We start from the raw sequence: 22,398 nt of genomic DNA, 5'->3' as shown, positions 1-22,398 counted from the left end.
CCTGGGTCAGGCGACCGCTTTGACACCGTAGCGGGATGCCGGCGCGGACTTCGACATTTCGCCGAACAACGCGCGTCGCGCCTGCTCAAGGTTGTCGACCAGCGTTTTGTCTTCGACGGCGGGCAACGTCACCAGTTCACCCGCGTCGAAACCGGCGAGCGATGCATCGACCATGTCTTCGGCGCTCATCAGCCACTCGGCCGGGAGCTGCGACGATGAGATGCCGGCGACGGGCCAGAAGTCGGTCTCGGTCGCCCCGGGAAGCACGGCCTGGACCTTGATGCCCTTGTCGGCCAGCTCGTGGTGCATCGACTGGGTGAGCGCGAGCACGAAGGCCTTGCTGCCGCCATAGACACCGTTGAGCAGCTCGGGCGCGATGGCAACGATCGACGCGATGTTGATCACGGCGCCACCGCCGCGCGCGACGAACCCCGGCACGGCGGTGTAAGCGAGGCGGGTGGGGGCCGTGACATTGAGCGTGATCATGTCGGTCATCTTGCCGAGGTCAGCGTCGAGCATCGGCGCGGTCGAACCGACACCTGCGTTGTTGACGAGCAGGGTGAGGTTCGGTGTCTCGGCAATCACCTGCTCGACCCGGGCGAGATCCGCATCGACCGTGAGGTCGGCCGTCACCACGCGTACCGTGCGCCCCGTCGTGGCGGACAGGTGCCTGGCGAGTGCATCGAGTTTGTCGTGGCTGCGCGCGACCAGCACCAGGTCGAAGCCACGCCGGGCGAGGCGATCGGCGTAGACGGCGCCGATGCCGCTGGAGGCACCGGTGACGAGGGCAGTGCCGGGATGCTTGTGGTTCATGGCTTCGGTTCCTTTAGTGGTGTGCGTATGCACATACGCAGTCAAAAAACGCTTACTCGAAACGGCTCATTTTCTCGAAGGCCTCGCGTGCCTCGGTGGCGGCGGCCTCCCCGCCGAAGCGGCGGGTGAATTCGCGCTGTGCCTCTTGCCAGAGCGGGCTGGCCTCGGCGGCTTTCGCGTGGCCGGCGGGGGTGAGTACGTAGACCTTCTGCCGGGCATCGTGCGGCGACACCGCCACCGCGACGAGGCCATCGCGCTGCAACGGCTGCAGCGCGCGCACAAGGCTCGTGCGATCCATCACCAGCTCGTCGGCGAGTTCGCGCATGCCCAGCCCGGGCAGGTCCTCGATGACGACGAGGATCGAGAATTGAGAGCTGGTCAGCCCGGCCGGGGCCAGGTGGCGTTCGTAGGACCGCGTCAGTGCGCGCGCGGCCCGTCGGGCCGCGGCGCAGTTACAGAGGTCGTTTCGGGTAGCCATGGAGCGACTATGGACGTGCATATGCACACTGTCAAGGCGTGGATCGTCCGTTCCCGGCGATCCAGCCCGCGCGGCTCAGTCGAAGCCAGCCGCCGCTCGCGGCGTGTAGGCCTGTTCCAGCGCCTTCATTTCCTCGTCGGAGAGCTTCAGTGCGAGCGCGGCCACGGCGTCGTCGAGGTGGTGGGGCTTGGAGGCGCCGACGATGGGTGCCGTGATGCCCGGTCGCTGCGCGACCCACGCCAGGGCGACCTGGGCGCGTGGCACGCCACGCGCTTCGGCGATCGTCTTCACCGCGGCCACCACCGCACGATCGGCGTCTTCCGTCGCGTTGTACAGCGTGCCGCCGAAGACGTCCTTCTCCTGCCGGGCGCTGCTTTCTTCCCAGTCACGCGTGAGGCGGCCGCGGGCCAGTGGGCTCCACGGAATCACGGCGATGCCCTGGTCCTGGCAGAACGGGATCATCTCGCGCTCTTCCTCGCGCTGGATGAGGTTGTAGTGGTCTTGCATGCTGGCGAACTCCGTCCAGCCGTGGGCGCGCGACGTGTAGATCATCTTGGCGAACTGCCATGCGTGCATTGACGACGCGCCGATGTAGCGTGCCTTGCCTGACTTGACCACGTCGTGCAGCGCTTCCAGCGTTTCCTCGATCAAAGTGGTCTCGTCGAAACGATGGATCTGCAGCAGGTCGATGTAGTCGGTGCCGAGGCGGGCCAGCGAATCGTCGACGGAGTGGAAGATGGCCTTGCGCGACAGGCCGCCACCGTTCGGACCCTTGTGCCAGCGGAAGAAGGTCTTGGTGGCGATGACGACCTCGTCGCGCCGCGCGAAATCCTTCAGCGCGCGGCCGACGATTTCCTCCGACGTGCCGTCGGAATACGCGTTCGCCGTGTCGAAGGTGTTGATGCCCAGGTCCAGCGCCTTGCGAATGAATGGGCGGCTCTGCGCTTCGTCCAGCGTCCACGCATGGTTGCCACGTTCGGGGACGCCGTAGGTCATGCAGCCGAGGATGACCGGGGAGATCTCGAGGCCGGTCTTGCCGAGCTTCACGTAGTGCATGGGGAACTCCGTGGGGGAAATCACCATCATCGCTGAAACGTCGTGGAGGGGGGATGTAGTTGGCATGGCGGGGGTGGGGGTTGAAAGGGGGCGGGGTGGCCTTACGTTGGGTGCCACGCACTTGTCCGCTGTCGGGGCCAGGCGTAGGATCCGCCCCCAATCCAGAGAGCAACCCGCCATGTCTGCCTGCAAGCACGCATTGATCCACCTGCAAACGATCGCCCCATGGGCGCGTCGCGGGTGCGCGCGCGCCATGGCAGGCCATACGCCGTAAGGCGCCGGGCCTCGCAGCAATACCAAAAGCACCCGCAAGGGTGCTTTTTTTTGCCTCGATTTTCCTGACTCCCCTTTTTACCAAGCCCTTAGCCGGAGCACCGTGCCATGAAGAACTGCCGCGATCCCCGATCCTGACCCGTCCCTTCCACGCCAGGGGCGACGGGAAAGCCTCGGGGAATGCCTCGCTCGAAGACGCATCGAGCCCCTGGCGCCCTGAATGGAACTGTTCAACCATGAGTACCCGCGAAACCACCATCCCCGTCGGCCGTTGGCGCAACCTCGGCATCATCGCGCACGTCGACGCTGGCAAGACCACGCTGACCGAGCGCCTGCTGTACAAGACCGGCACGATCCATCGCACCGGTGAGGTGCACGACGGTGCGACGACGACCGACCACATGGAACTGGAGCGCGAGCGTGGCATCACGATCGGCGCCGCCGCCGTGCGCGCGAGCTGGACGCCCGAAGGTGGCCTGCCGCATCGGCTGACCCTGATCGATACGCCCGGACACATCGACTTTGCGATCGAAGTAGAGCGCTCGCTGCGCGTGCTCGATGGTGCGGTCGTGGTGTTCTCCGGCGTCGCCGGCGTGCAGCCGCAATCGGAAACCGTCTGGCGCCAGGCGCGCTGGCATGGCGTGCCGCTGATGGCCTTCGTCAACAAGATGGATCGTCCCGGCGCGGACTTCGACGCGACGCTCGTGCAGATGCGCGAGAAGCTCGGCGCGAACCCGTGGGTCGTGGCGTTGCCCGTCGTGGAAGACGAACACATCGTGGGCCTGGTCGACCTCGTGGCCGAGCGCACCTGGCGCTTCGACGACAGCGGGACGCCGGCGATCACGCCGTGGACGGCCGACGAGCAGGCGCAATACGCGAATGCCCGTGCCGAACTGGTCGCCGCCGTCGCCGACAAGGATGAGGCGCTGGCCGAACTGTGGCTGGCGGAACAGCCCGTGGACGCCGCCGCGCTCACCGCGGCGCTGCGCCGTGGCACGCTGGCCGGCCTTGGCCAGCCGGTGTTGCCGGGCTCGGCGTTCCGCAACGTCGGCATCGAGCCGCTGCTCGACGCGTTCGTGGCGTACCTGCCGTCGCCGCTCGATCGTCCGTCCGTCGTCGCGCACACCGAGCACGGCGACGTGCAGGTGGCGCCGGATGCGGATGCGCCGCTGGCCGCGCTCGTCTTCAAGGTGGTGAACCAGTCGCATGGTCCGCTCGCGTTCCTGCGCGTCTACTCGGGCCGCCTGCACGTGGGCGACGCGGTGTGGCGTAGCGGCACCGATCGCACCCAGCGCGTCGGCCGCCTCGCGGTCGTGCGTGCCGACGATACGGAAGCCGTCGAATCGGCGGAGGCGGGCGACATCGTCGCAATCGCGGGCTGGAAGGACGTCGCCACCGGCGAAACGCTGGCCGCGCCCCACCATGAGTTGCGCCTGGAAGCCATCCAGGCCCAGCCCGCGGTGTTGTCGTGGCGGCTTTCGCCCGAGCGTTCGGCCGACCTGCTCAAGCTCGGCAACGGGCTGGCGCGCCTGGCGCAGGAGGATCCGTCCTTCCGCGTCAGCACCGACCCGGAAACCGGCGAGACACTGGTCTGGGGCATGGGCGAGCTGCACCTGGACGTGATGGTGGAGCGGCTGCGTCGCGAGTGGGGCGTGCAGGTACGCACCGGTTCGCCGCGCGTGGCCTACCAGGAAACGCCGGCGAAGCCGTCGGGCCCGATCGAAGGCAAGGTGGCCAAGCAGACCGGTGGTAGCGGCCAGTACGCACGCGTGGTGTTGTCGGTGTCGCCGGTCGAGGGCGATGCGAATCGCTACGCGGACCGCACGACCGGTGGCGTGATCCCGAAGCAGTTCCAGGCTGCGGTGCAGAAGGGTGCCGAGCAGGCCTTGCTGGAAGGCCCGCGCGGCTACCCGGTGGTGGGTACGGAAGTGCTCGTGCTCGACGGCCAGGCGCACGCCGTGGATTCCAACGAAGCCGCGTTCCATCGTGCCGCGCAGATGGCGGTACGGGCGGCGCTGGAAGCAACGGGTACCGTGTTGCTCGAGCCGGTGATGCGGGTCTCGGTCACCGCGCCGGGTTCGGCGGTGGGCGACCTGCTGGGCGACCTGCAGCGCCGTGGCGGCCAGATCGTGAACCTGACGGATGCGCAGGAACGCACCGAGATCGAAGCCGACGTGCCGCTCGCCCAGCTCGACGGGTACAGCACGGCACTGCGCAGCCTCAGCCAGGGCCGCGCGTCTGCCACGGTCGCGTTCCAGGCCTACCGCCCCGCCAGCGTCCAGGAAGCCCGCAAAACCGCGTAACCCCGTCCCGCCCTTGTAGGAGCGCGCCTGCGCGCGATGTCCCCACCCGCGCAGGCGCACATACCCCCTGTGACGGCGCCGCCTGCACGCGCCCCACGCAGGCGACGCCCCCACAAGGTACGCTCCCCCCATGCTCACCTACCCCGAAGCCCTGTCCCTACTCCTGGAGGAAACCCATCCGCTCGACACCGAGCGGGTGGCCCTCGCCGAGGCACGCCAGCGCATCCTCGCCACCGATATCGCCAGCCCGCTTGCCCTGCCGACCTTCGACAACGCCGCGATGGACGGCTTCGCCCTCCGCAACGGCACGGGCGACATCGCCAGGGGAACCACGTTCACCGTCACCGGCATGCAAGCCGCAGGCGACGGCACGAAGGACTATCCCGCAACGCACGCCTGCGAAATCGCCACCGGCGCCCTGGTGCCGGATGGCTTCGACACCGTCGTCGCGGTCGAACGCTGCCAGCGCGATGGCGACATCGTCACGCTGCTCCACGACGAACGGCGCGGACAGAACATCCGTCGCGCCGGCAGCGACGTTGCAGCGGGCGGCGCGGTACTGAAGGCCGGGCGGCGCATCGACGCCGCGGCGGTCATGTTGCTCGCCGCGCTCGGCATCGACGAGGTCGCCGTCATCCGCCGGCCACGCGTCGCCATCATCAACACCGGTAGCGAATTGCATGGCAGCGGCACGCTCCCCGAAGCGGGCATCCATGACTCCAATGGGCCCTTCCTCGAGGCAAGCCTCGCCGCGTGGGGCATCGAACTCGTGCTGCGCGAACGCGTCCCCGATGTCGGCAACGGCTTCCTCGACGCGCTGGACCGCGCGTGCGCGGGCGGCGCGGACCTCATCGTCACCACCGGCGCCGTCTCCGCGGGGCGCTTCGATTTCGTCCCCAGCGCTCTCGCGTCGCGCAAGGCGCGCGAACTCTTCCACAAGGTCGCCATACGTCCCGGCAAGCCGATCCTCGCTGCACGCTTCGACCCGGGCCCCCTCGTCCTCGCTCTTCCCGGCAATCCCATCGCCGTCGCCGTCGGCCAGCGCTTTTTCGTCGCGCCGGTGCTGCGTGCGATGGCCGGCCTCGGGCCGGAAACGCCCACCCGCGTGCGGATGGCAACAGGCCACGACGTTCGGCCGGGGCTCCAGCATTTCGCGCTCGGCACGCTCGAGATCGATGCATCGGGTTACCAGGTCGCGCGTGCGCATCCGAACCAGGCGGCCTACAAGATCCTTCCCTTCGCCGAAGCCAACGCATGGCTGACGGCGGACGGCACCTTCGGCGATGTCGTCGATGCGTGGCCGCTCGATCCGGCCGCGGCCGCATGATCGGCGTGATCCTCGCCGGCGGATTGTCTTCGCGGATGGGCGAAGACAAGGCACTGCTCCGCATCGACGGGCGTACCCTGCTGGAACGTACGCGCGCGGTGCTCATCGCGGCGGGTGCCAGCGACATCGTCGTCAGCGGGGAACGCCACGGCGGCGTGGCCGACCGCTGGCCCGGGAAGGGGCCGGTGGGCGGCATCGCGAGCGTGGCAGCCGGCCTGGACGATGGCGAACTGCTGATCGTCCCCGTCGACATGCCGCGCCTGGACAGCGTGCTGCTGGCCCCGTTGTGCGCCGAACGACGGATGCACGCCACGCGCTGGGCCGGCCATCCGTTGCCGATGCGCCTCACCCTCGACACCGCGACCCGCGCCGCGCTGGCCGACCTGGTCGAGCAGGGTGGGCGGGCCTGTTCCGTGTCGGCGCTGCAAGGCCGCGTCGGCGTCGCCACGCTCTCGCTCGACGGCGCCGATACGCGTACGCTGGCGAACTGCAACACTCCCGACGAATGGCGCGAGGCGAACCCATGAGGGTGCAACTGGAAAACGACACGGTGCGGGTCCGGATCGACGAAGACGAGCTGGCCGAGCTGCTCGACAACGTGGCCCTGCTCGGCTCCACCGCCTTCGGTCGCGCCTTCATCATGCGCTACGCAATCGACGCGACCGATGCGGCCGGCGGCTCGCTCGAAGGCAACGCCCACGAATGGCGCCTCGCCGTCCCACGTGCGGACCTGGTCGCGCTGAAGGCCCGCCTGCCCAGCAAGGACGGCCTGGTCTTCGACATCCCCGGCCACGACGCCGTGGCGACCACGGTGCTGTTCGACGTCGACGTCAAGGACAGCCTGCGCCGGCGCCGTTGAGCCGCCGGCCTAGAGGGCCTGGATGCGTTCGGGCCGGCTGTAGAGGTTGAACCGGCCGGGCCGGGCGAAGCCGGCGAGGGTGACGCCGCAATCCGCCGCAAGGTGCACGGCCAGTGCGGTCGGTGCCGAGATGGCGACCACGATGGTGATGCCGGCCACGGCGGCCTTGGTCACCATCTCGTAGCTCGCCCGGCTGGTAATCACCGCGAAGCCTTCGCGTGGATCGATCCCGCGCCGGGTCATCGCGCCGATGAGCTTGTCCAGGGCGTTGTGCCGACCGACGTCCTCGCGTACGACCATGAGCGAACCGTCGGCGCGCGCCCATGCCGCCGCATGCACCGAGCCGGTGAACGCATTGATCGGCTGCTCGGCGCGCAAGGCCTCCAGCGCGCGTTCGATCGCGTCCGGCGCGACGGTCGGCCCGGCGGCCACGGGCCGCGGCCGCCGGATCACGTCTTCCAGTTCGCGCGTGCCGCAGATGCCACAGCCGCTGCGTCCGGGAAGCTCGCGCGTGGCGGGCGGCCCGGTGTCGACGCGGGCGGGCAGGGCGGCACCGGGGGCGATGGCGACATCCACCGTGATGCCTTCGAGCACCTCGTTGACCTCGATCCCGGCGATGTCGCGCACATCGCCGACCTTGCCTTCGGTCAGCGCGAAGCCGCGGGCGAAATCCTCCAGGTCGACCGGCGAGGCCATCATCACCGCGAACGGCGCGCCATCGAAGTGGATGGCGACCGGCACCTCTTCGGCGAGGCGATCGTCGTCCTGTGTCGCCTGGCCCCGCTCGTAGCGGGTGACCGGGCGTGTCGCGGTGCCCGTCGGCGTCGTGCGTTCAGGCTGCATGGACCGCCTTCCGTTTCGGTTTGGTGCCCGGCTGCGTGCTGGCGACGATGCGCACGGGCACGGACTTGTAGGTCGGCGTCCCCGACTTGCTGTCGTGGTTTTCCAGCGAGATGAGCGCGTTGCCTTCCGGGTAGTACATCGCCACCGAGCCTTCGGCGATGTCGTAGGCGATCGCGGTGAAGCCACGCACGGCGCGATGGCGACCATCGGCGATGTTGCGCCCGGTGGCGAGGATGTCGATCCGGTCGCCGTGCTTCAGGCCGCGCGCCGCCAGGTCTCTGGCATGCATGAAGACGACATCGCGACGGCCGGTGACGCCACGGTAGCGATCATTGAGGCCATAGATGGTGGTGTTGTACTGGTCGTGCGACCGGATCGTGGTGAGCATCAGTCCGTCGTGCTCGACCGCGTCGTCTTCGTCGAGGCCACGTGCGAGGAGGAAGTGCGCCCGCTTTTCCGGTGTCGCCCAGTCGCGCTCGCTGGCCGCCACGCGAAGGCGAAAACCACCCGGCACGGCGAGGCGCTCGTTGAAGTCGAAGAAAATCGGGAACACGCTCTCGATGTCGTTGCGGATCAGGTCGTAATCGCCGACCAGCCGCTCCCAATCCACCTTCGACGCAGGCAACGTCGCGCGGGCGATGCCCGCCACGATCCACGGCTCGGAGCGCAGGTGCTCCGACGCCGGCTTCAGCGTGCCGGTGGAGGCATGCACCATCGACATCGAATCTTCCACCGTCACCGACTGCACGCCGGTGGCCTGCTCGTCGAGTTCGGTGCGGCCGAGGCAGGGCAGGATGAACGACTCCTTCGCCAGCAGCAGGTGCGAGCGGTTGAGCTTGGTCGCGACGTGCACGGCAAGGTCAAGCTTGCGCATCGCGGCGAACGTCTCCTCCGTATCGGGCATCGCGACGGCGAGGTTGCCGCCGAGCGCGACCATCGCTTTGGAACGTCCGTCGCGGATGGCGAGCAGGGCGGCCACGGCGTCATGTCCATGCGCCACGGGCGGCTCGAAACCGTAGGTGCGGCGGATGCCTTCGTTGAGCTCGTCGTTGGGCTTTTCGGTGATGCCTACCGTGCGATCGCCCTGGACGTTGCTATGGCCGCGCAGCGGGCAGATGCCCGCACCCTGGCGGCCGATATTGCCGCGCATGAGCAGCAGGTTGGCGATCTGCTGGACGTTCTCGGTGCCGTGCTGGTGCTGGGTGATGCCCATGCCGTAGCAGACGATGACCGCCTTCGCCTTCGCGTAGATCGAAGCCGCGTGCTCGACTTCTTCGCGGCTGAGCCCGCTTTTGCGCTCGATGTCGTCCCACGATGTGTTCACGACATCGTCCACGAGCGCGTCGAAGCCGAGCGTGTTCGCCGCGATGAAGTCATGGTCGATCACTGCGGGCTGGCCGGCGTCGCGCGCCAGCACGTCCTGTGCCACGAGGTACTTCATCATCCCCTTGAGCACGGCGACGTCGCCACCGATCTTCACCTTGTAATAGGTGGAAGCGATCCGCACCGACTTGCCCGTGAGCATTTCGGTGGGGTGCTGGGGCGAGGTGAAGCGCTCCAGGCCGCGTTCGGGCATCGGGTTCATCACCACGATGGGCACGCCGCGCAGCGACGCTTCGCGCAGGGTGGAGAGCATGCGCGGATGGTTGGTGCCAGGGTTGTGGCCGATGCAGAAGATCGCATCGCAATGATCGAAATCTTCCAGCAGCACGGTGCCCTTTCCCGAGCCCAGCGACTTGGGCAGGCCCACGCTGGTGGCTTCGTGGCACATGTTGGAGCAGTCGGGGAAGTTGTTGGTGCCGTATTCGCGGACGAACAGCTGGTATAGGAAGGCCGCTTCGTTCGAGGCCCTCCCCGAGGTGTAGAACTCGGCCATGTCCGGGTCGGGCAGGGCGCGCAAGGCGGCGCCGATCCGCGTGAACGCATCCTCCCAGGACACGGGCTGGAACGTGTCGCTCGCGGCGTCGTAGGCCATCGGATGGGTGATGCGGCCCAGGCCCTCGAGCGCATAGTCGCTCAGCTTCCACAGGTCGGCGACCGTATTTTTTGCGAAGAACTCGGGGCGTACCCGCTTCGCGGTTGCTTCCCACGACACCGCCTTGGCGCCGTTCTCGCAGAACTCGAACGACGAGGTTTCCTTGGGATCCGGCCAGGCGCAGCCGGGGCAGTCGAAACCCTTGGGTTGGTTCACCCGGTGCAGCGCGATGGATTCGCGCGCGATCGCCATCTGGCCGCTGAGCGCGCGGGCCACGGCGCCCAGGGCGCCCCAGCCGCCTGCCGGGCTGTCGTACTCGTCGATGCCGGGGACTTTCTCGTCGCTCATGGCGTGCTTCGCAAGACCTTTCGGAGAGTGGTTCGCATTCTAGCCCTCGCAACGTAAACGGAATGAACAGCCCTACGCTCGCGGAACAAAAGATTCACGTCGATTTGCCGTCCGCTGCCCCAACCTCCGCGCCGCTCGGCGTCCCTCCCCAGGCGCCAGGAAGACCTTATGCACCAGCACCAGCTTGCGGCCGTCGACGGCGATGGCCAGCCTTCGCGCGGCCTTCCGATCGGCGACATGCGCGGTTTTGGCCGGGTCGGTGCCGACGCGGCGCTCGATGTGCTCGCCCTGGATCGCGACGTGGGCATGCTGCGCCCGTCGCATCCCGAGCGCCCCTTGCTGAGCCTGCACATGGACGGTGACGTGGCGTGGACCGCGGCCTACGTGCCCGGCACCAATGTGCTGGAGACGGTCGGCCAGGCCGACGGCGCCGAGTTGCGCGTGGCGGACTTCATGGCCGTGGCCGAAGGCCGCCCGGGCCAGCCCGAGGCGGTCGCTGCTGGCCGGTTCATCCGGATCATCAGCTGCACGGAAGGCGAAGCGTCGTTCCGCGTGGCTTGCGCGGCCAACCTGTCGCAGGCCGGCAAGACCGAGGCCCGTGCGGAAGACGGCTGGCACCTCGCCTGCTCGCGCCCGCTGGGCACCGGCGCCGAGGTGGCCGCGACCCATGTACGCCTCGCCGCGGGCGAGAGCGTCGCGTTCGTCCTGTCCGACGCGCCGGTGCAGGGCGGCCCCGGCCTGGTCGCCGAAGCCCTGCATGCACTTGGCGACACGATCCACTACTGGACCTGGTGGAGCGATCGCTGCCGCTACAAGGGCGACGATTTCGATGCGCGCCTGCGCGAAGCGCTGACCCTCAAGCTCGGCTGCGGCGATGGCGGCCTGCTGGTCGAAGCACCCGGCGCCGGGTTCGCCCGTGCGCCGATGGTCGAGGCCGCGCGCGCCTCGGCGGCCTTCCTCTCCCTCGGCTATCGCGGCGAGTCCGCCTTGTTGCTGGCGCAGGTCTACCAGCACGGCCTGCAGGGCTCGCACGGCCGCTGGTCGTTTGACGAACGCTTCGTGAAGACCCTGGAAAGCTACGTGCTGCGCTACGGCACGCAAGGCCTCCCCGACGACATCCGCCAGGCCTTCGACACCCCGCCCCCCGACCTCGCCACCGCCCTGTAGGAGCGCGCCCGCGCGCGATAGCCCCGATCCACGGTCCCCCAGATCGTCTAAGTATGGCCGCCGTCCGCTGCATGCTGCAATGCACAAAACGCATGGCGTAACCCAAGACATGCATAAACCGCATACCTGAAAAGCGCCCCATCCCATTGTTCGATACCCCGGTGGCGGCCAGCATCGCCCCCGCTTTCGCCGATATGACATCGGCCCCGGGGACCCTGTTCATGACGCTACGCTGCACCTGTCTTATCGGCCTCCTTGCCGCCTTCGCCACGAGCGCAGTCTTTGCGCAGACCACGCCCGATGCACAGGAGCCGCGCCAGACCACGCCGGCGAAGCCGAAGGACGATGGTGGCCCGGTGGACAAGTTGCGCGATGACGGCATTTCGCTGCGCTTCGTGTGGGCCAATGACTGGGCGGCCAGCGTGCGCGGCGGCGAGCGCCTCGGCGCGACCAACGGCGGCGGTGCCGTCGGTGGCGCCGACCTGGACATGGGCAAGCTCGCCGGCATCGAAGGCGGCAAGATCCACATCACCTTCTCGCGCTATTACGGCCACAGCGTCGCGGCCGACGACATCGGCGTGCTGCAGAAGATCCAGGGCTACTGGTATCCGAAGCGGCAGTGGGAACTGGCCCAGCTCACCTGGGAGCAGCAGTTCAACGACAGCCACATCAACGTGCTGGCCGGACGGCTCAACGCCACGTGGCAGTTCGCCCGCTCGACCTACGGTTGCCGCTTCGTCAGCGCACCGGACTGTCCTTACCAGCTCACCAACACCTCCGGTGGTTTCAGCGGCTTCCCGTACGTGAACTGGGGCGCGCGCGTGAAATACCAGCCGGATGCGCGCTACGTGTCGATCGGCGCCTTCGAGATCAACCCGGAGCGTCGCAACAACAACGGCCTGAATTTCGGCCTCAACGACTCCACCGGCGTGATGATCCCCGTGGAAGTCGGCTATGAAACCAGCTTCGCCACCGACCCGTATCCGAAGCACCTGAAGATCGGCGGCTGGTACAACTCCGCGCCCTTCACCGATCCGGAGCTCAACACGAAGGGCCTGCATCGCGGCCTCTCCGGCGGCACGGCGCGCAGCTACGACGGTGGTCGCTACGGCCTCTACGTGCTTGCCGACAAGGTGGTGTGGAAGCCCGATCCGAACAGCAACACCCGCAACCTCGCGGTGTTCGCCTCGGCGACGGGTCCGATGGATAACGCGGAAAACTACACGCTGCAGGCGACCTCCGGCTTCCTCTGGACCGGCCTGTCGCGCGCCCGTCCCACCGACTCGCTTGGCCTGCAGGCCACGTGGTTCCGCTTCAGCAGGAAGGCGGTCGGCTACGAAGACGACCTGATCACGAAGAACAAGGGCGACGGCCACTTCAAGCGCGACGAACTGATGACCGAGCTTAACTACAGCTACAAGCTGTTCCCGGTGGTCAGCCTCGTGCCCAACCTGCAGTACATCGTCCATCCCGACGTACTCGGCAACACCGTCGGCGTGCGCCGCGTACCCGCCAACGCCATCGTCATCGGCCTGCGCGTGATGGTGAACATGGGCGGCCCCGGCAGCCAATAACGATGCCCCACCCCCAGTAGGAGCGCGCCCGCGCGCGACCGCTCTCCCATCCCGTCAACGCCCCCCAACGCTTCCAACGGTTCCAACGCCCATCCCCACCCAAAAGCCCCATACTCCAGCGACCCCAGGCAACCGCGCGCCGTGACCTTGGACCTGAAACACCTGCAAAGCTTCATCCGCATCGTCGAATTCGGCAGCCTCACCCGCGCCGCGGCGACGCTCGACGTCTCCCAATCCCTGCTCAGCCGACAGGTACGCCAGCTCGAGATCGAACTGGGCACGCACCTGCTGGAACGCAACGGGCGCGGCGTCGTCCCCACCGATGCCGGGCGCGAGCTGGTCGAACACGGCCGCGGCATCCTGCGCCAGGTCGAAGTTGCCAGGCTGTCGCTGGGCCAGGCGCGCGGCATGTACGGCGGCAAGCTCGCCATCGGCCTGCCGCCTAGCGTCGGTTCGGCGCTCACCGTCGAACTGGTGATGCGTTTCCGCGAGCGTTATCCCAACGCGCAAATCAGCGTGGTCGAAGCGCTCAGCGCCAGCCTGCTCGAATGGCTGCAACTGGGCCGGCTCGACTGCGCCTTGCTGTACAACCCCGCGGTGAACGCCAACATGCGTTTCCGCCACGTGCATTCGGAAGAGCTCTACCTCATCGGCGATACCCGCGATGGGCGCGTGCTGCCCGAAACGGTGCCGCTCGGCACGCTGGGGCAATACCCGCTGATCATCCCGTCGCCGTTGCACTCCGTGCGCCAGCTGATCGAGGCCGATGCCGCGCGCTACGGCGTGGCGCTGGATATCCGCCTGGAGATCGATTCGGTGCGCTCGTTGCTTGACCTGGTCGAACGCGGTGTCGGTTATGGCGTGCTCTCGCGCAACGCCCTGCATTCGCGCCGCGGCGAGTCGAAACTGCAGGCGTCGCCGATTGTCATGCCGAACATCACCACCCGGCTCGTCGTGGCCACGCCCACCCAGCGGCCGACCAGCGCCATCACGGAAAAGGCGCTGGAGCTGGTCGAGGAGCTGATCGGCGAAGGGCGGCTCAATCCCAACCGGTGAGTTGTGCGATGCAACATCTGCATGCCGTAAGCCGTGGCATGCAATTCGTGCATAGCAGATAAGCGGCACAGGGCGTTGTTCGGGCGGGCAGGGGTGAGGACCATCGTGGTGGACGCTCCTGCCGTGATGCCAAACACCAATGTCGTACGAAATCCCCTGCTGGTACATGCGTGGCGGCACCTCGAAGGGCCCGTTTTTCCTGGCCCGCGACCTGCCCGACGACGTGGCGACCCGCGATGCCGTGATCCTGGCCGCCATGGGCTCGCCGGATGAGCGCCAGATCGACGGCCTCGGCGGGGCGAAGCCGTTGACCAGCAAGGCCGGCGTGCTTTCCGTGCCCAGCGACGGTGCCGCCGACCTCGACTTCCTGTTCGGCCAGGTCGGCATCGCCGAAGCGAAGGTCGACACGACGCCGAACTGCGGCAACATGCTCGCCGCCGCGCTGCCCGCCGCCATCGAAGCGGGGCTGATCGAGGCCGACGAAGGCACCACCACCCGCCGCGTGCGCACGGTCAACACCGGCGTCGTCGCCGAGATCACCGTGCAGACGCCGGGACGCAAGCCGCTGTACGACGGCGACGCGCGCATCGACGGCGTGCCGCGCCCCGCCGCGCCGGTGCCCTGCGGCTTCCTCGACACGGAGGGCGCGCTGTGCGGCGCGCTGCTGCCCACGGGCAACCTGCGCGACACCATCGATGGCGTCGCCGTGACGCTGATCGACAACGGCATGCCGGTGATGCTGATCGCCGCCGCCGACCTCGGCGTATCGGGCGACGAGCGCCCCGAGGCGCTGGACGCCGACTCGGCGCTCAAGGCGCGCATCGAGGCGCTGCGACTCAAGGCCGGTCCGCTGATGAACCTCGGCGACGTTTCCGGCAAGCCGGTGCCGAAGATCACCCTGGTCTCTCGCCCACGCCAGGGCGGCGCCCTCGGCACGCGTACCTTCATTCCGCACGACTGCCACACGTCGATCGGCGTGCTCGGTGCCGTCACCGTCGCCACGGCGGCCGTGATGCCCGGCACCGTCGCCCACGACCTTGCCGACCCGGGCGAGGGCGACACCCGCACGCTGTCGATCGAACACCCCAGCGGCGAATTCAGCGTGGAGCTCGGCCTTGTCGAGGGCCGCGTCGTCCGCGCCGCGTTGCTGCGGACCGCCCGCCTGCTGATGCGCGGCAGCGTGCCGGTGTCCCCTTCTATCTGGGCCGGCCCCGCCGCCTGATCCCTACCCACGGAGATTTCCCGATGACCGAGAACAAGACCGCGCTGATCGTCAGCGCCCACTCCGCCGACTTCGTCTGGCGCGCCGGCGGTGCCATCGCCCTGCACGCCGAGAAGGGCTGGAAGGTCCACATCGTCTGCCTGTCGTTCGGCGAACGTGGCGAATCGGCCAAGCTGTGGCGCCAGCCCGGCATGACCATGGACAAGGTGAAGACCGACCGCCGCCGCGAGGCCGAGGCGGCCGCGGGCATCCTCGGTGCTAGCGTCGAATTCCTCGACATCGGCGACTACCCGATGCGCGCCGACCTCGACGTCGTCTTCCACCTCGCCAGGGTCTATCGCGAGCTGCGTCCGTCGTTCGTGCTCAGCCATTCGCTGAAAGATCCGTATAACTTCGACCACCCGCTGGCTACGCACGTCGCGCAGGAAGCCCGCGTGGTCGCGCAGGCCCATGGCCATGAGCCCTCGGTGCCGGTGATCGGCGCGCCACCGGTGTTCCTGTTCGAACCGCACCAGCCGGAACAGTGCGAGTGGAAGCCGGAACTGTTCCTCGACATCAGCTCGGTGTGGGAGAAAAAGCAGGCCGCGTTCGAAACCATGGCCGCGCAGGAACACCTGTGGGAGTACTACACCCGCGTCGGCCTGCAGCGTGGCGCGCAGGCATCGCGTAACTCGGACTTTAAGATCAAGTACGCCGAGGCCTTTCAGCGGGTCTTCCCGCACGTGACCCAGGGAACGCTGGCATGATCGGCGTCGTGGTTCGCAACCGTCCCTCGATCAGCGCCGAACAGGCCGATTCGCTCTCGTCGATGGGCGTGGCGACCGTGCACGAGGCGCAGGGCAGGGTCGGCCTGTTCCAGCCGCCGATCCGCGCGATCCAGCAAGACGTGTCGATCGCCGGTTCGGCGGTTACCGTGCTGGCCCAGCCGGGCGACAACTGGATGCTCCACGTCGCCGTCGAGCAGTGCAAGCCGGGCGACATCCTCGTCGTCGCCTGCACCACCGAGAACACCGACGGCATGTTCGGCGACCTGCTGGCCACGTCGCTGGTGTCGCGTGGCGTGGTCGGCCTGGTCATCGATGCCGGCGTGCGCGACAGCGCGGAGCTGCGCCGCATGGGCTTCCCCGTGTGGTCGCGCGCCGTGCACGCGCGCGGCACGGTCAAGGCGACCCTGGGTTCGGTGAACGTCCCGGTGGTGATCGGCGGCCAGCTGGTCAGGCCGGGCGATGCCATCGTGGCCGACGACGACGGCGTGGTCGTCGTGCCGCACGCCAGCGTGGACAGCGCCATCGCCGCGTCGCGCAAGCGCACCCTCAACGAAGAATCCAAGCGCGAACGCCTCGCCGCGGGCGAGCTTGGCCTGGATATTTACGATATGCGCCCGCGCCTGGCAGAAGCCGGCCTGCGCTATGTGGACGACCTGCCGAATGAATAACCCGCTCAAGAGCTGCCTGCCGCCGGATCCGAACCCCACCAAGCCGCTGCAGGCCATGCCGACCAACGCCTGCGATGCACACTGCCACGTCTTCGGCCCGGCCAGCGTGTTCCCGTACGCGCCGGACCGCAGCTACACCCCGCCGGACGCGCCGTACGAGCATCTCGTCGCGCTGCATGATTTCCTCGGCTTCGATCGCGGCGTCATCGTCCAGGCCAGCTGCCACGGCACCGACAACACCGCGATGCTCGACGCCATCGCCCGCGGCAAGGGCCGCTATCGCGGTGTCGCCATCGTGGACGACGGCATCGACGATGCCGGGCTGGACGAGCTCAACCAGGGCGGCGTGCGTGCCGTGCGCTTCAACTTCGTCCAGCACCTGGGCGGCCGTCCGGACATGCAGGTGTTCTGGCGCGTGCTCGACCGCGTCGCCGAGATGGGCTGGCACGTGGTGCTGCACCTGGACGCTGAAGACATCGTGGAGCTGCAGGACACGCTGGCGAAGATCCGCGTGCCCTTCGTCATCGACCACATGGGTCGCGTCCAGGCCGCCAAGGGCGTGGAACAGGAACCGTTCCGCCTGCTGCTGGCGCTGATGCGCGACAATCCGCTGGCGTGGGTGAAAGTCTGCGGTGCCGAGCGCGTCTCGGTCGGCAAGCGCCCGTTCGACGATGCGATCCCGTTCGCGCAGGCGCTGATCGAAGCAGCGCCCGACCGGGTGCTGTGGGGGACGGACTTCCCGCACCCGAATATCTCCAAGGACATGCCGAACGACGGCGGCCTGGTGGACCTGATGTTCCGGTTCTGCCCGGACGAGGCCCTGCGCCACCGCCTGCTCGTCGACAACCCCGCGCGCCTGTACGACTTCGCCTGAAGAGCCTGACCATGCCCGAGAACACCGCCACCCTTCCGCCAGCGCGCCCGCGCAAGCCCTTCTATCGCCAGCTCTACGTGCAGGTGCTGGTGGCGGTGATCCTCGGCGTCATCCTGGGCTACCTGTCGCCGCGCTACGCAGTGGCGATGAAGCCGTTCGGCGATGCGTTCATCGCGCTGATCCGGATGGTGATCGGCCCGATCATCTTCTGCACGGTGGTCACCGGCATCGCCGGCATGCGCGACATGCGCAAGGTGGGCCGGGTCGGCGGAAAGGCGCTGCTGTATTTCGAGGTCATCTCGACCGTGGCGCTGTTCTTCGGCCTCGTCGCCGGGCATATCTTCCATCCGGGCAGTGGCTTCAACGTCGACCCGTCGACGCTGAAGGCCAACGAAGTTGCCTCGTTCGTGGCCCAGGGCCACAACATCGAGTCGATCGACTTCCTGCTCTCGATCATCCCGACCACCTTCGTCAACGCGTTCGCGAAGGGCGACGTGCTGTCGATCCTGCTGATCTCGGTGCTGTTCGGTTGCGCGCTCGCGGCCATCGGCGAGCGTGGCAAGCCGGTCTATGACGTGGTCGAAGCCGGTGCGCAGGTGTTCTTCAAGATCGTGCACTACATCACTGCGGTGTCGTCGATCGGTGCGTTCGGCGCCATCGCCTTCACCATCGGCAAGTATGGCGTCGTGGCCCTGGTGCCGCTGATGGAGCTGATCGGCAGCTTCTACCTGGTCTGCATCATCTTCGTGGTGTTGATACTCGGCATCGTCGGCCGGCTGTGCGGCTTCAGCATCCTGCGCTTCTGCGCGTACATCAAGGACGAGCTGTTGATCGTGCTCGGCACCAGTTCGTCGGAAGTCGTGCTCGCCCCGCTGATGCGCAAGATGGAGCAACTGGGTTGCCCGAAGGAGACGGTCGGCCTGGTCGTGCCCACCGGTTACTCGTTCAACCTCGACGGCACCAACATCTACCTGACCATGTCGATCCTGTTCATCGCCCAGGCGCTGAACATCGACCTGAGCATCGAGCAGCAGATCACCGTGGCCATCGTCGGCATGCTGACCTCGAAGGGTGCCTCCGGCGTCGCCGGTGCCGCCCTGGTCATGCTCGCCTCCACCCTCAGCGTCGTCCCCGTGGTTCCCGTGGCCGGCATGGTCCTGATCCTCGGCATCCACCGCTTCCTCGGCACCGGCCTCGCCATGACCAACCTGGTCGGCAACGGCGTGGCCGCCATCGTGGTCTGCGCGTGGGAGAAGGAACTGGACCGCAGCAAGCTCGACGCCACGCTAAAGAACGCCTGACGGCCAGCCCATGTAGGAGCGCGCCTGCGCGCGAAAGCACGCCGCCCCGGTCCGGCAGTATCCTCGACGGAAAGTCCGGCACCCCGCCGGCGTCGCCTGAAGGATCCTGCCGTGGCCACCGATATCTTGCCGCAGCCTGTTACCGCCAAACTCACCCATGCGGCGATCTTCCTGGTCGTCACGCTGGGCGACGACGACCGGGTGGTGGGCGAGGTGAAGGACCTCTGCGCGGACATGTCCTCGCTGCTGCGCGGGATCGGCTTTCGCCATCCGCAGCGGCAACTCTCCTGCGTCATGGGCTTCGGCGCGTCGGCGTGGGATCGCCTGTTCGGCGCGCCGCGACCTGCGGGGCTCCATCCGTTCCGCGAACTGACCGGCGCGCACCATGCGCCGTCGACACCGGGCGATATCCTCTTCCACATCCGGGCGACGCACATGGACCTGTGCTTCGAACTGGCCAGCGTGGTGATGTCGCGGATCGGTGCCTACGTCAGCACGGCCGACGAGGTGCATGGCTTCAAGTATTTCGACGAGCGCGACCTGCTGGGATTCGTCGATGGCACCGAGAATCCCGTGGACCGGGTCGCCGAGGCGGCTACGCTGGTCGGCGACGAGGACCCTGCGTTCAAGGGCGGCAGCTACGTCGTGGTGCAAAAATACCTGCATGACCTGAAGGCGTGGAACGCCCTGCCGGTCGAACGCCAGGAGCAGATCATCGGCCGCCGCAAGCTATCCGACGTGGAACTGCGCGACAGCGAGAAAGCGCCGTACTCGCACAACGTGCTCACCAACATCGAAGAGAACGGCGAGCAACTGCAGATCGTGCGCGACAACATGCCATTCGGCGAGGTCGGCAAGGGCGAATTCGGTACCTACTTCATCGGTTACGCGAAAGCGCCGGCGCGGATCGAGCGGATGCTGGAAAACATGTTCATCGGCGACCCGGTCGGGAACTACGACCGCCTGCTCGATTTCAGCAAGGCCGTCACCGGCTGCCTGTTCTTCGTCCCCTCCGCCACCTTCCTCGATTCCCTGTAGGAGCGCGCCTGCGCGCGACATCTTCCCGTGACCCTATCTGGGATCACCGTTCCGCAAAAGGCCATCGCGCGCAGGCGCGCTCCTACATAAACGTAGGATCAGGCGGCCAGCGGCGTACCCGCAGCCAGCGCATCGAAATAATCCCGCGTGAGCCGAAGCTGCGTAACAGCATCTTCGGCGCGGTTGACGACATGGCGAAACGCCGCGTTTTCCGGGCGATCCTTCGCGTACCAGCCCAGGTGCTTGCGCGCGATGCGCACGCCCATGACCTCGCCATAGAACGCGTACAGGTGCTCGAGATGGCCGACCAGGATGTCGCGCACTTCGGCGGGCGTGGGCTCGGCCAGGTAGCCGCCGGTTGCCAGGTGATGGGCGATCTCGCGGAAGATCCACGGACGGCCCTGCGCGCCACGGCCGACCATCACCGCGTCGGCACCGGTGGCGGCGAGCACTTGGCGTGCCTTGTCGGGCGTGGTGATGTCGCCGTTGGCCAACACCGGGATCGACACGCTAGCCTTCACTGCGGCGATGGTCGCGTATTCCGCATCGCCTTCGTATTTGTCGGCACGCGTGCGCCCGTGCACGGCCAGCGCGGCGATGCCGGCGTCCTCGGCGATGCGCGCGATGGTGAGCGCGTTACGGTTATCGCGGTCCCAGCCCGTGCGGATCTTCAGCGTCACCGGGATGTCCACCGCCTTGACCACGGCATCGAGGATGCGCGCGACCAGCGGTTCGTCCTGCAGCAGGGCCGAGCCCGACCACACGTTGCAGACCTTCTTCGCCGGGCACCCCATGTTGATGTCGACGATCTGCGCGCCGTTGTCCGCGTTGTAACGCGCGGCCTCGGCGAGCATGCCCGGGTCGTAGCCGGCGATCTGCACGCTGACCGGCTCGGGTTCGCCGTCGTGGTCCATCCGCCGCAGCGACTTGCGGGTGTTCCACAGGCGCGGGTCGGCGGTTGTCATCTCAGACACGGCGAGACCGGCCCCCATGCGCTTGCAGAGGAGTCGGAAGGGCTTGTCGGTGACGCCGGCCATGGGCGCGAGGACCACGGAAGGCGCAATGGTGTGGGGGCCGATGCGCATGAGCCACATTTTACCGTAAGTCTGGCCCCGTAACTTCAGGGCAGGCCTGGCAACTGGCAACTCGGTGGCAGGACCGTGTGCGAGCCCATCGCATCTATCGTTGCGTCGACTTCATCGTATGGAGTCGTGTCCATGACAAAGAATTCGACGTTGTCTGCGTTTTTGACGGCAGTGGCCCTATCCTGCAAGGCGAGGTCCTGGGCGCATGCTTTTCCGTAACCGAAGTCGGAAAGACCAGGGGAAACGTGGTCGTAAAAATGGCTCATTTCATGGACGACAGTTCCCGTGCGTGACGATACAGGATCGTCCTCGGGCAGCGTGAAGAATCGCGGACAGAACGTCATTGCATATAGGTTGTGGTCCTCAGCTGCTGCCACGGCTTCAGGCGGCCGACCAGGGCAGCCGCATGCTTTCTTCAAGGGATCAAAATAGGTGATATCAAACAATCGGCCGTACGTTGCATCAACACCCCTGATGGCCAGGTAGTTCAGGCTGTCGTACCAGCCCGTTTCATGCGGTAGGGGGTCTGCGGCTTGAGGCTTTCCGAACCATCGATCAAAGCGCTTATTCGGACGGTACTCGTACCACGGGTCGTCAATCGATCCTTTGCTTATGTACATCGCGTTCTGGATTTGTCCGGCGGCGAAAGCCCTGCTCTTAGCCTTGGCCACGGCCTTGTCGATCGTTTCGCTTTGTTCGGCGGTGCATTGGAGGTCAGTTGTATGTTGCTGCCTCGCTTGCTGACGCGGTGGATATGCAAAGACGACCAGGTCATCCGAGCTAAGCATCTCCGTCTCATGGGGCGATGCGGTTGCGTGGGCTGCGGTCGCTTTCCTCCCGCCGCGGTAGATCGTTGCGTATCGAACGGTGAACATTCCACCCGATCCGAAGTCATATGCGTGGGCAATGTCGACTTCCTTGCGGATCGATTCTCCGGGGGCGACCGGAAGGAAGTGGGAGGGCTCGGGGCGCCCCCAGTGATCACGCGAGCCGATATACCTTCGGGCGTTTCCCGAGGAGTCGAACACCTGCAGGAAGTCCGAGGATGGGGTGTCGTCGTTTCTGCCGAACGGAGATTCGGGCCTGTAGATATAGGCTGGCTCGTCGCCCACATTCGTAAATTCGACCTCGACCTTCAACGTACCGGGCGCTCCCGGCGCCGTTGGATGATGGAGCGATACCTTGATCGACTCAGATGCGTTGACCTGCATTGACACCGCCATGAGGCAGATGGCGACAGGCAAGAGATACTTCATTGGGCCGTGGTCAGTTGCTAAGGTAGCCCATCGTTCCCTACGCCCGGGGTGCCCGTATATGGAAGGATTCTGAAAAATTCGATCTTCCGTCCGGCGTGAGAGCTCTGCCACGGGA

At 67.1% G+C, this 22,398-nt stretch carries 20 protein-coding genes; 13 read left to right on the top strand and 7 right to left on the bottom strand.

Going from position 1 to position 22,398, the window contains the following annotated elements; all coding sequences use genetic code 11:
* Positions 1-6: 6 nt before the first annotated feature.
* The 3 genes from KPL74_14360 to KPL74_14350 all read right to left on the bottom strand — a co-directional run bounded on the left by KPL74_14360 (position 7) and on the right by KPL74_14350 (position 2,347).
* Positions 7-813: an SDR family oxidoreductase gene (locus tag KPL74_14360; protein ID QWT18925.1), complete on the bottom strand. Its 807-nt coding sequence runs from the start codon at positions 811-813 to the stop codon at positions 7-9.
* A 52-nt stretch (positions 814-865) separates the two neighbouring features.
* Complete coding sequence (locus KPL74_14355) at positions 866-1,291, bottom strand: MarR family winged helix-turn-helix transcriptional regulator (GenBank protein QWT18924.1); 426 nt, start codon at positions 1,289-1,291, stop codon at positions 866-868.
* Between the two features lie 75 nt (positions 1,292-1,366).
* Positions 1,367-2,347: an aldo/keto reductase gene (locus KPL74_14350; GenBank protein QWT18923.1), complete on the bottom strand. Its 981-nt coding sequence runs from the start codon at positions 2,345-2,347 to the stop codon at positions 1,367-1,369.
* 509 nt (positions 2,348-2,856) lie between these two features.
* Between KPL74_14350 and fusA the strand changes: the two genes are divergently transcribed.
* From fusA to KPL74_14330, 4 genes are all read left to right on the top strand, one after another.
* Complete coding sequence (gene fusA / locus KPL74_14345) at positions 2,857-4,923, top strand: elongation factor G (GenBank protein ID QWT18922.1); 2,067 nt, start codon at positions 2,857-2,859, stop codon at positions 4,921-4,923.
* 130 nt (positions 4,924-5,053) lie between these two features.
* Entirely contained in the window at positions 5,054-6,250 is a 1,197-nt protein-coding gene (locus KPL74_14340; protein QWT18921.1) for a molybdopterin molybdotransferase MoeA, read from the top strand.
* On the top strand, positions 6,220-6,777 hold the full coding sequence (locus KPL74_14335; protein QWT18920.1) for a molybdenum cofactor guanylyltransferase: 558 nt from the start codon (positions 6,220-6,222) through the stop codon (positions 6,775-6,777). The genes KPL74_14340 and KPL74_14335 overlap by 31 nt, the downstream gene beginning before the upstream one ends.
* Positions 6,774-7,109, top strand: coding sequence for a hypothetical protein (locus KPL74_14330; GenBank protein ID QWT18919.1), 336 nt, complete (start codon positions 6,774-6,776; stop codon positions 7,107-7,109). Before KPL74_14335 ends, KPL74_14330 begins: the two co-directional genes overlap by 4 nt.
* A gap of 9 nt (positions 7,110-7,118) precedes the next feature.
* Here KPL74_14330 and fdhD read toward each other — a convergent pair whose 3' ends face one another.
* Complete coding sequence (gene fdhD / locus KPL74_14325; protein QWT18918.1) at positions 7,119-7,952, bottom strand: formate dehydrogenase accessory sulfurtransferase FdhD; 834 nt, start codon at positions 7,950-7,952, stop codon at positions 7,119-7,121.
* Positions 7,942-10,275, bottom strand: a complete 2,334-nt coding sequence (locus KPL74_14320; GenBank protein ID QWT18917.1) for an FdhF/YdeP family oxidoreductase — start codon at positions 10,273-10,275, stop codon at positions 7,942-7,944. The genes fdhD and KPL74_14320 overlap by 11 nt, the downstream gene beginning before the upstream one ends.
* Positions 10,276-10,443: 168 nt before the next feature.
* Between KPL74_14320 and KPL74_14315 the strand changes: the two genes are divergently transcribed.
* The 9 genes from KPL74_14315 (at position 10,444) to KPL74_14275 (ending at position 19,942) form a co-directional block, all read left to right on the top strand.
* Entirely contained in the window at positions 10,444-11,442 is a 999-nt protein-coding gene (locus KPL74_14315; GenBank protein ID QWT18916.1) for a hypothetical protein, read from the top strand.
* Positions 11,443-11,663: 221 nt separating this feature from the next.
* Complete coding sequence (locus KPL74_14310; protein ID QWT18915.1) at positions 11,664-13,016, top strand: carbohydrate porin; 1,353 nt, start codon at positions 11,664-11,666, stop codon at positions 13,014-13,016.
* Between the two features lie 141 nt (positions 13,017-13,157).
* The gene (locus tag KPL74_14305; protein QWT18914.1) at positions 13,158-14,072 is read left to right on the top strand and encodes a LysR family transcriptional regulator; all 915 of its coding nucleotides are present in this window, start codon (positions 13,158-13,160) and stop codon (positions 14,070-14,072) included.
* A gap of 139 nt (positions 14,073-14,211) precedes the next feature.
* Positions 14,212-15,294: a 4-oxalomesaconate tautomerase gene (locus tag KPL74_14300; protein QWT18913.1), complete on the top strand. Its 1,083-nt coding sequence runs from the start codon at positions 14,212-14,214 to the stop codon at positions 15,292-15,294.
* A gap of 23 nt (positions 15,295-15,317) precedes the next feature.
* Positions 15,318-16,040 carry a PIG-L family deacetylase gene (locus tag KPL74_14295; GenBank protein QWT18912.1) on the top strand — a complete coding sequence of 241 codons (723 nt, stop codon included), beginning with the start codon at positions 15,318-15,320 and terminating at the stop codon, positions 16,038-16,040.
* Positions 16,037-16,729 (top strand): 4-carboxy-4-hydroxy-2-oxoadipate aldolase/oxaloacetate decarboxylase, encoded by a 693-nt coding sequence (locus tag KPL74_14290; GenBank protein QWT18911.1) that lies wholly within the window; start codon positions 16,037-16,039, stop codon positions 16,727-16,729. Before KPL74_14295 ends, KPL74_14290 begins: the two co-directional genes overlap by 4 nt.
* Positions 16,722-17,603 (top strand): amidohydrolase family protein, encoded by an 882-nt coding sequence (locus KPL74_14285; GenBank protein ID QWT18910.1) that lies wholly within the window; start codon positions 16,722-16,724, stop codon positions 17,601-17,603. Before KPL74_14290 ends, KPL74_14285 begins: the two co-directional genes overlap by 8 nt.
* 11 nt (positions 17,604-17,614) lie before the next feature.
* Positions 17,615-18,904 carry a dicarboxylate/amino acid:cation symporter gene (locus KPL74_14280; GenBank protein ID QWT18909.1) on the top strand — a complete coding sequence of 430 codons (1,290 nt, stop codon included), beginning with the start codon at positions 17,615-17,617 and terminating at the stop codon, positions 18,902-18,904.
* A 111-nt stretch (positions 18,905-19,015) separates the two neighbouring features.
* Positions 19,016-19,942, top strand: a complete 927-nt coding sequence (locus tag KPL74_14275; GenBank protein QWT18908.1) for a Dyp-type peroxidase — start codon at positions 19,016-19,018, stop codon at positions 19,940-19,942.
* Positions 19,943-20,040: 98 nt separating this feature from the next.
* Here the strand turns inward: KPL74_14275 and dusB are convergent, their stop codons facing one another.
* Entirely contained in the window at positions 20,041-21,027 is a 987-nt protein-coding gene (dusB, locus tag KPL74_14270) for a tRNA dihydrouridine synthase DusB (GenBank protein ID QWT18907.1), read from the bottom strand.
* A gap of 35 nt (positions 21,028-21,062) precedes the next feature.
* On the bottom strand, positions 21,063-22,283 hold the full coding sequence (locus KPL74_14265; protein ID QWT18906.1) for a hypothetical protein: 1,221 nt from the start codon (positions 22,281-22,283) through the stop codon (positions 21,063-21,065).
* Positions 22,284-22,398: the final 115 nt, after the last annotated feature.

This window comes from Bacillus sp. NP157 (genome assembly GCA_018889975.1).
In the GTDB taxonomy this organism is placed as follows: domain Bacteria; phylum Pseudomonadota; class Gammaproteobacteria; order Xanthomonadales; family Rhodanobacteraceae; genus Luteibacter.
The sequence above is the reverse complement of the archived record's forward strand: the minus strand, read 5'-3'. Positions and strand labels throughout refer to the sequence as shown.

Excerpts from the sequence above, each read along its gene's own strand:
- KPL74_14285 (QWT18910.1), top strand. The coding sequence starts at position 16,722 with ATGAATAACCCGCTCAAGAGCTGCCTGCCGCCGGATCCGAACCCCACC.
- KPL74_14350 (QWT18923.1), bottom strand. The coding sequence starts at position 2,347 with ATGCACTACGTGAAGCTCGGCAAGACCGGCCTCGAGATCTCCCCGGTC.
- KPL74_14330 (QWT18919.1), top strand. The coding sequence starts at position 6,774 with ATGAGGGTGCAACTGGAAAACGACACGGTGCGGGTCCGGATCGACGAA.
- KPL74_14290 (QWT18911.1), top strand. The coding sequence starts at position 16,037 with ATGATCGGCGTCGTGGTTCGCAACCGTCCCTCGATCAGCGCCGAACAG.
- KPL74_14360 (QWT18925.1), bottom strand. The coding sequence starts at position 813 with ATGAACCACAAGCATCCCGGCACTGCCCTCGTCACCGGTGCCTCCAGC.
- KPL74_14355 (QWT18924.1), bottom strand. The coding sequence starts at position 1,291 with ATGGCTACCCGAAACGACCTCTGTAACTGCGCCGCGGCCCGACGGGCC.
- KPL74_14310 (QWT18915.1), top strand. The coding sequence starts at position 11,664 with ATGACGCTACGCTGCACCTGTCTTATCGGCCTCCTTGCCGCCTTCGCC.
- fdhD (QWT18918.1), bottom strand. The coding sequence starts at position 7,952 with ATGCAGCCTGAACGCACGACGCCGACGGGCACCGCGACACGCCCGGTC.
- KPL74_14340 (QWT18921.1), top strand. The coding sequence starts at position 5,054 with ATGCTCACCTACCCCGAAGCCCTGTCCCTACTCCTGGAGGAAACCCAT.
- KPL74_14315 (QWT18916.1), top strand. The coding sequence starts at position 10,444 with ATGCACCAGCACCAGCTTGCGGCCGTCGACGGCGATGGCCAGCCTTCG.
- KPL74_14320 (QWT18917.1), bottom strand. The coding sequence starts at position 10,275 with ATGAGCGACGAGAAAGTCCCCGGCATCGACGAGTACGACAGCCCGGCA.
- KPL74_14265 (QWT18906.1), bottom strand. The coding sequence starts at position 22,283 with ATGAAGTATCTCTTGCCTGTCGCCATCTGCCTCATGGCGGTGTCAATG.
- KPL74_14280 (QWT18909.1), top strand. The coding sequence starts at position 17,615 with ATGCCCGAGAACACCGCCACCCTTCCGCCAGCGCGCCCGCGCAAGCCC.
- dusB (QWT18907.1), bottom strand. The coding sequence starts at position 21,027 with ATGCGCATCGGCCCCCACACCATTGCGCCTTCCGTGGTCCTCGCGCCC.
- fusA (QWT18922.1), top strand. The coding sequence starts at position 2,857 with ATGAGTACCCGCGAAACCACCATCCCCGTCGGCCGTTGGCGCAACCTC.
- KPL74_14300 (QWT18913.1), top strand. The coding sequence starts at position 14,212 with ATGTCGTACGAAATCCCCTGCTGGTACATGCGTGGCGGCACCTCGAAG.
- KPL74_14295 (QWT18912.1), top strand. The coding sequence starts at position 15,318 with ATGACCGAGAACAAGACCGCGCTGATCGTCAGCGCCCACTCCGCCGAC.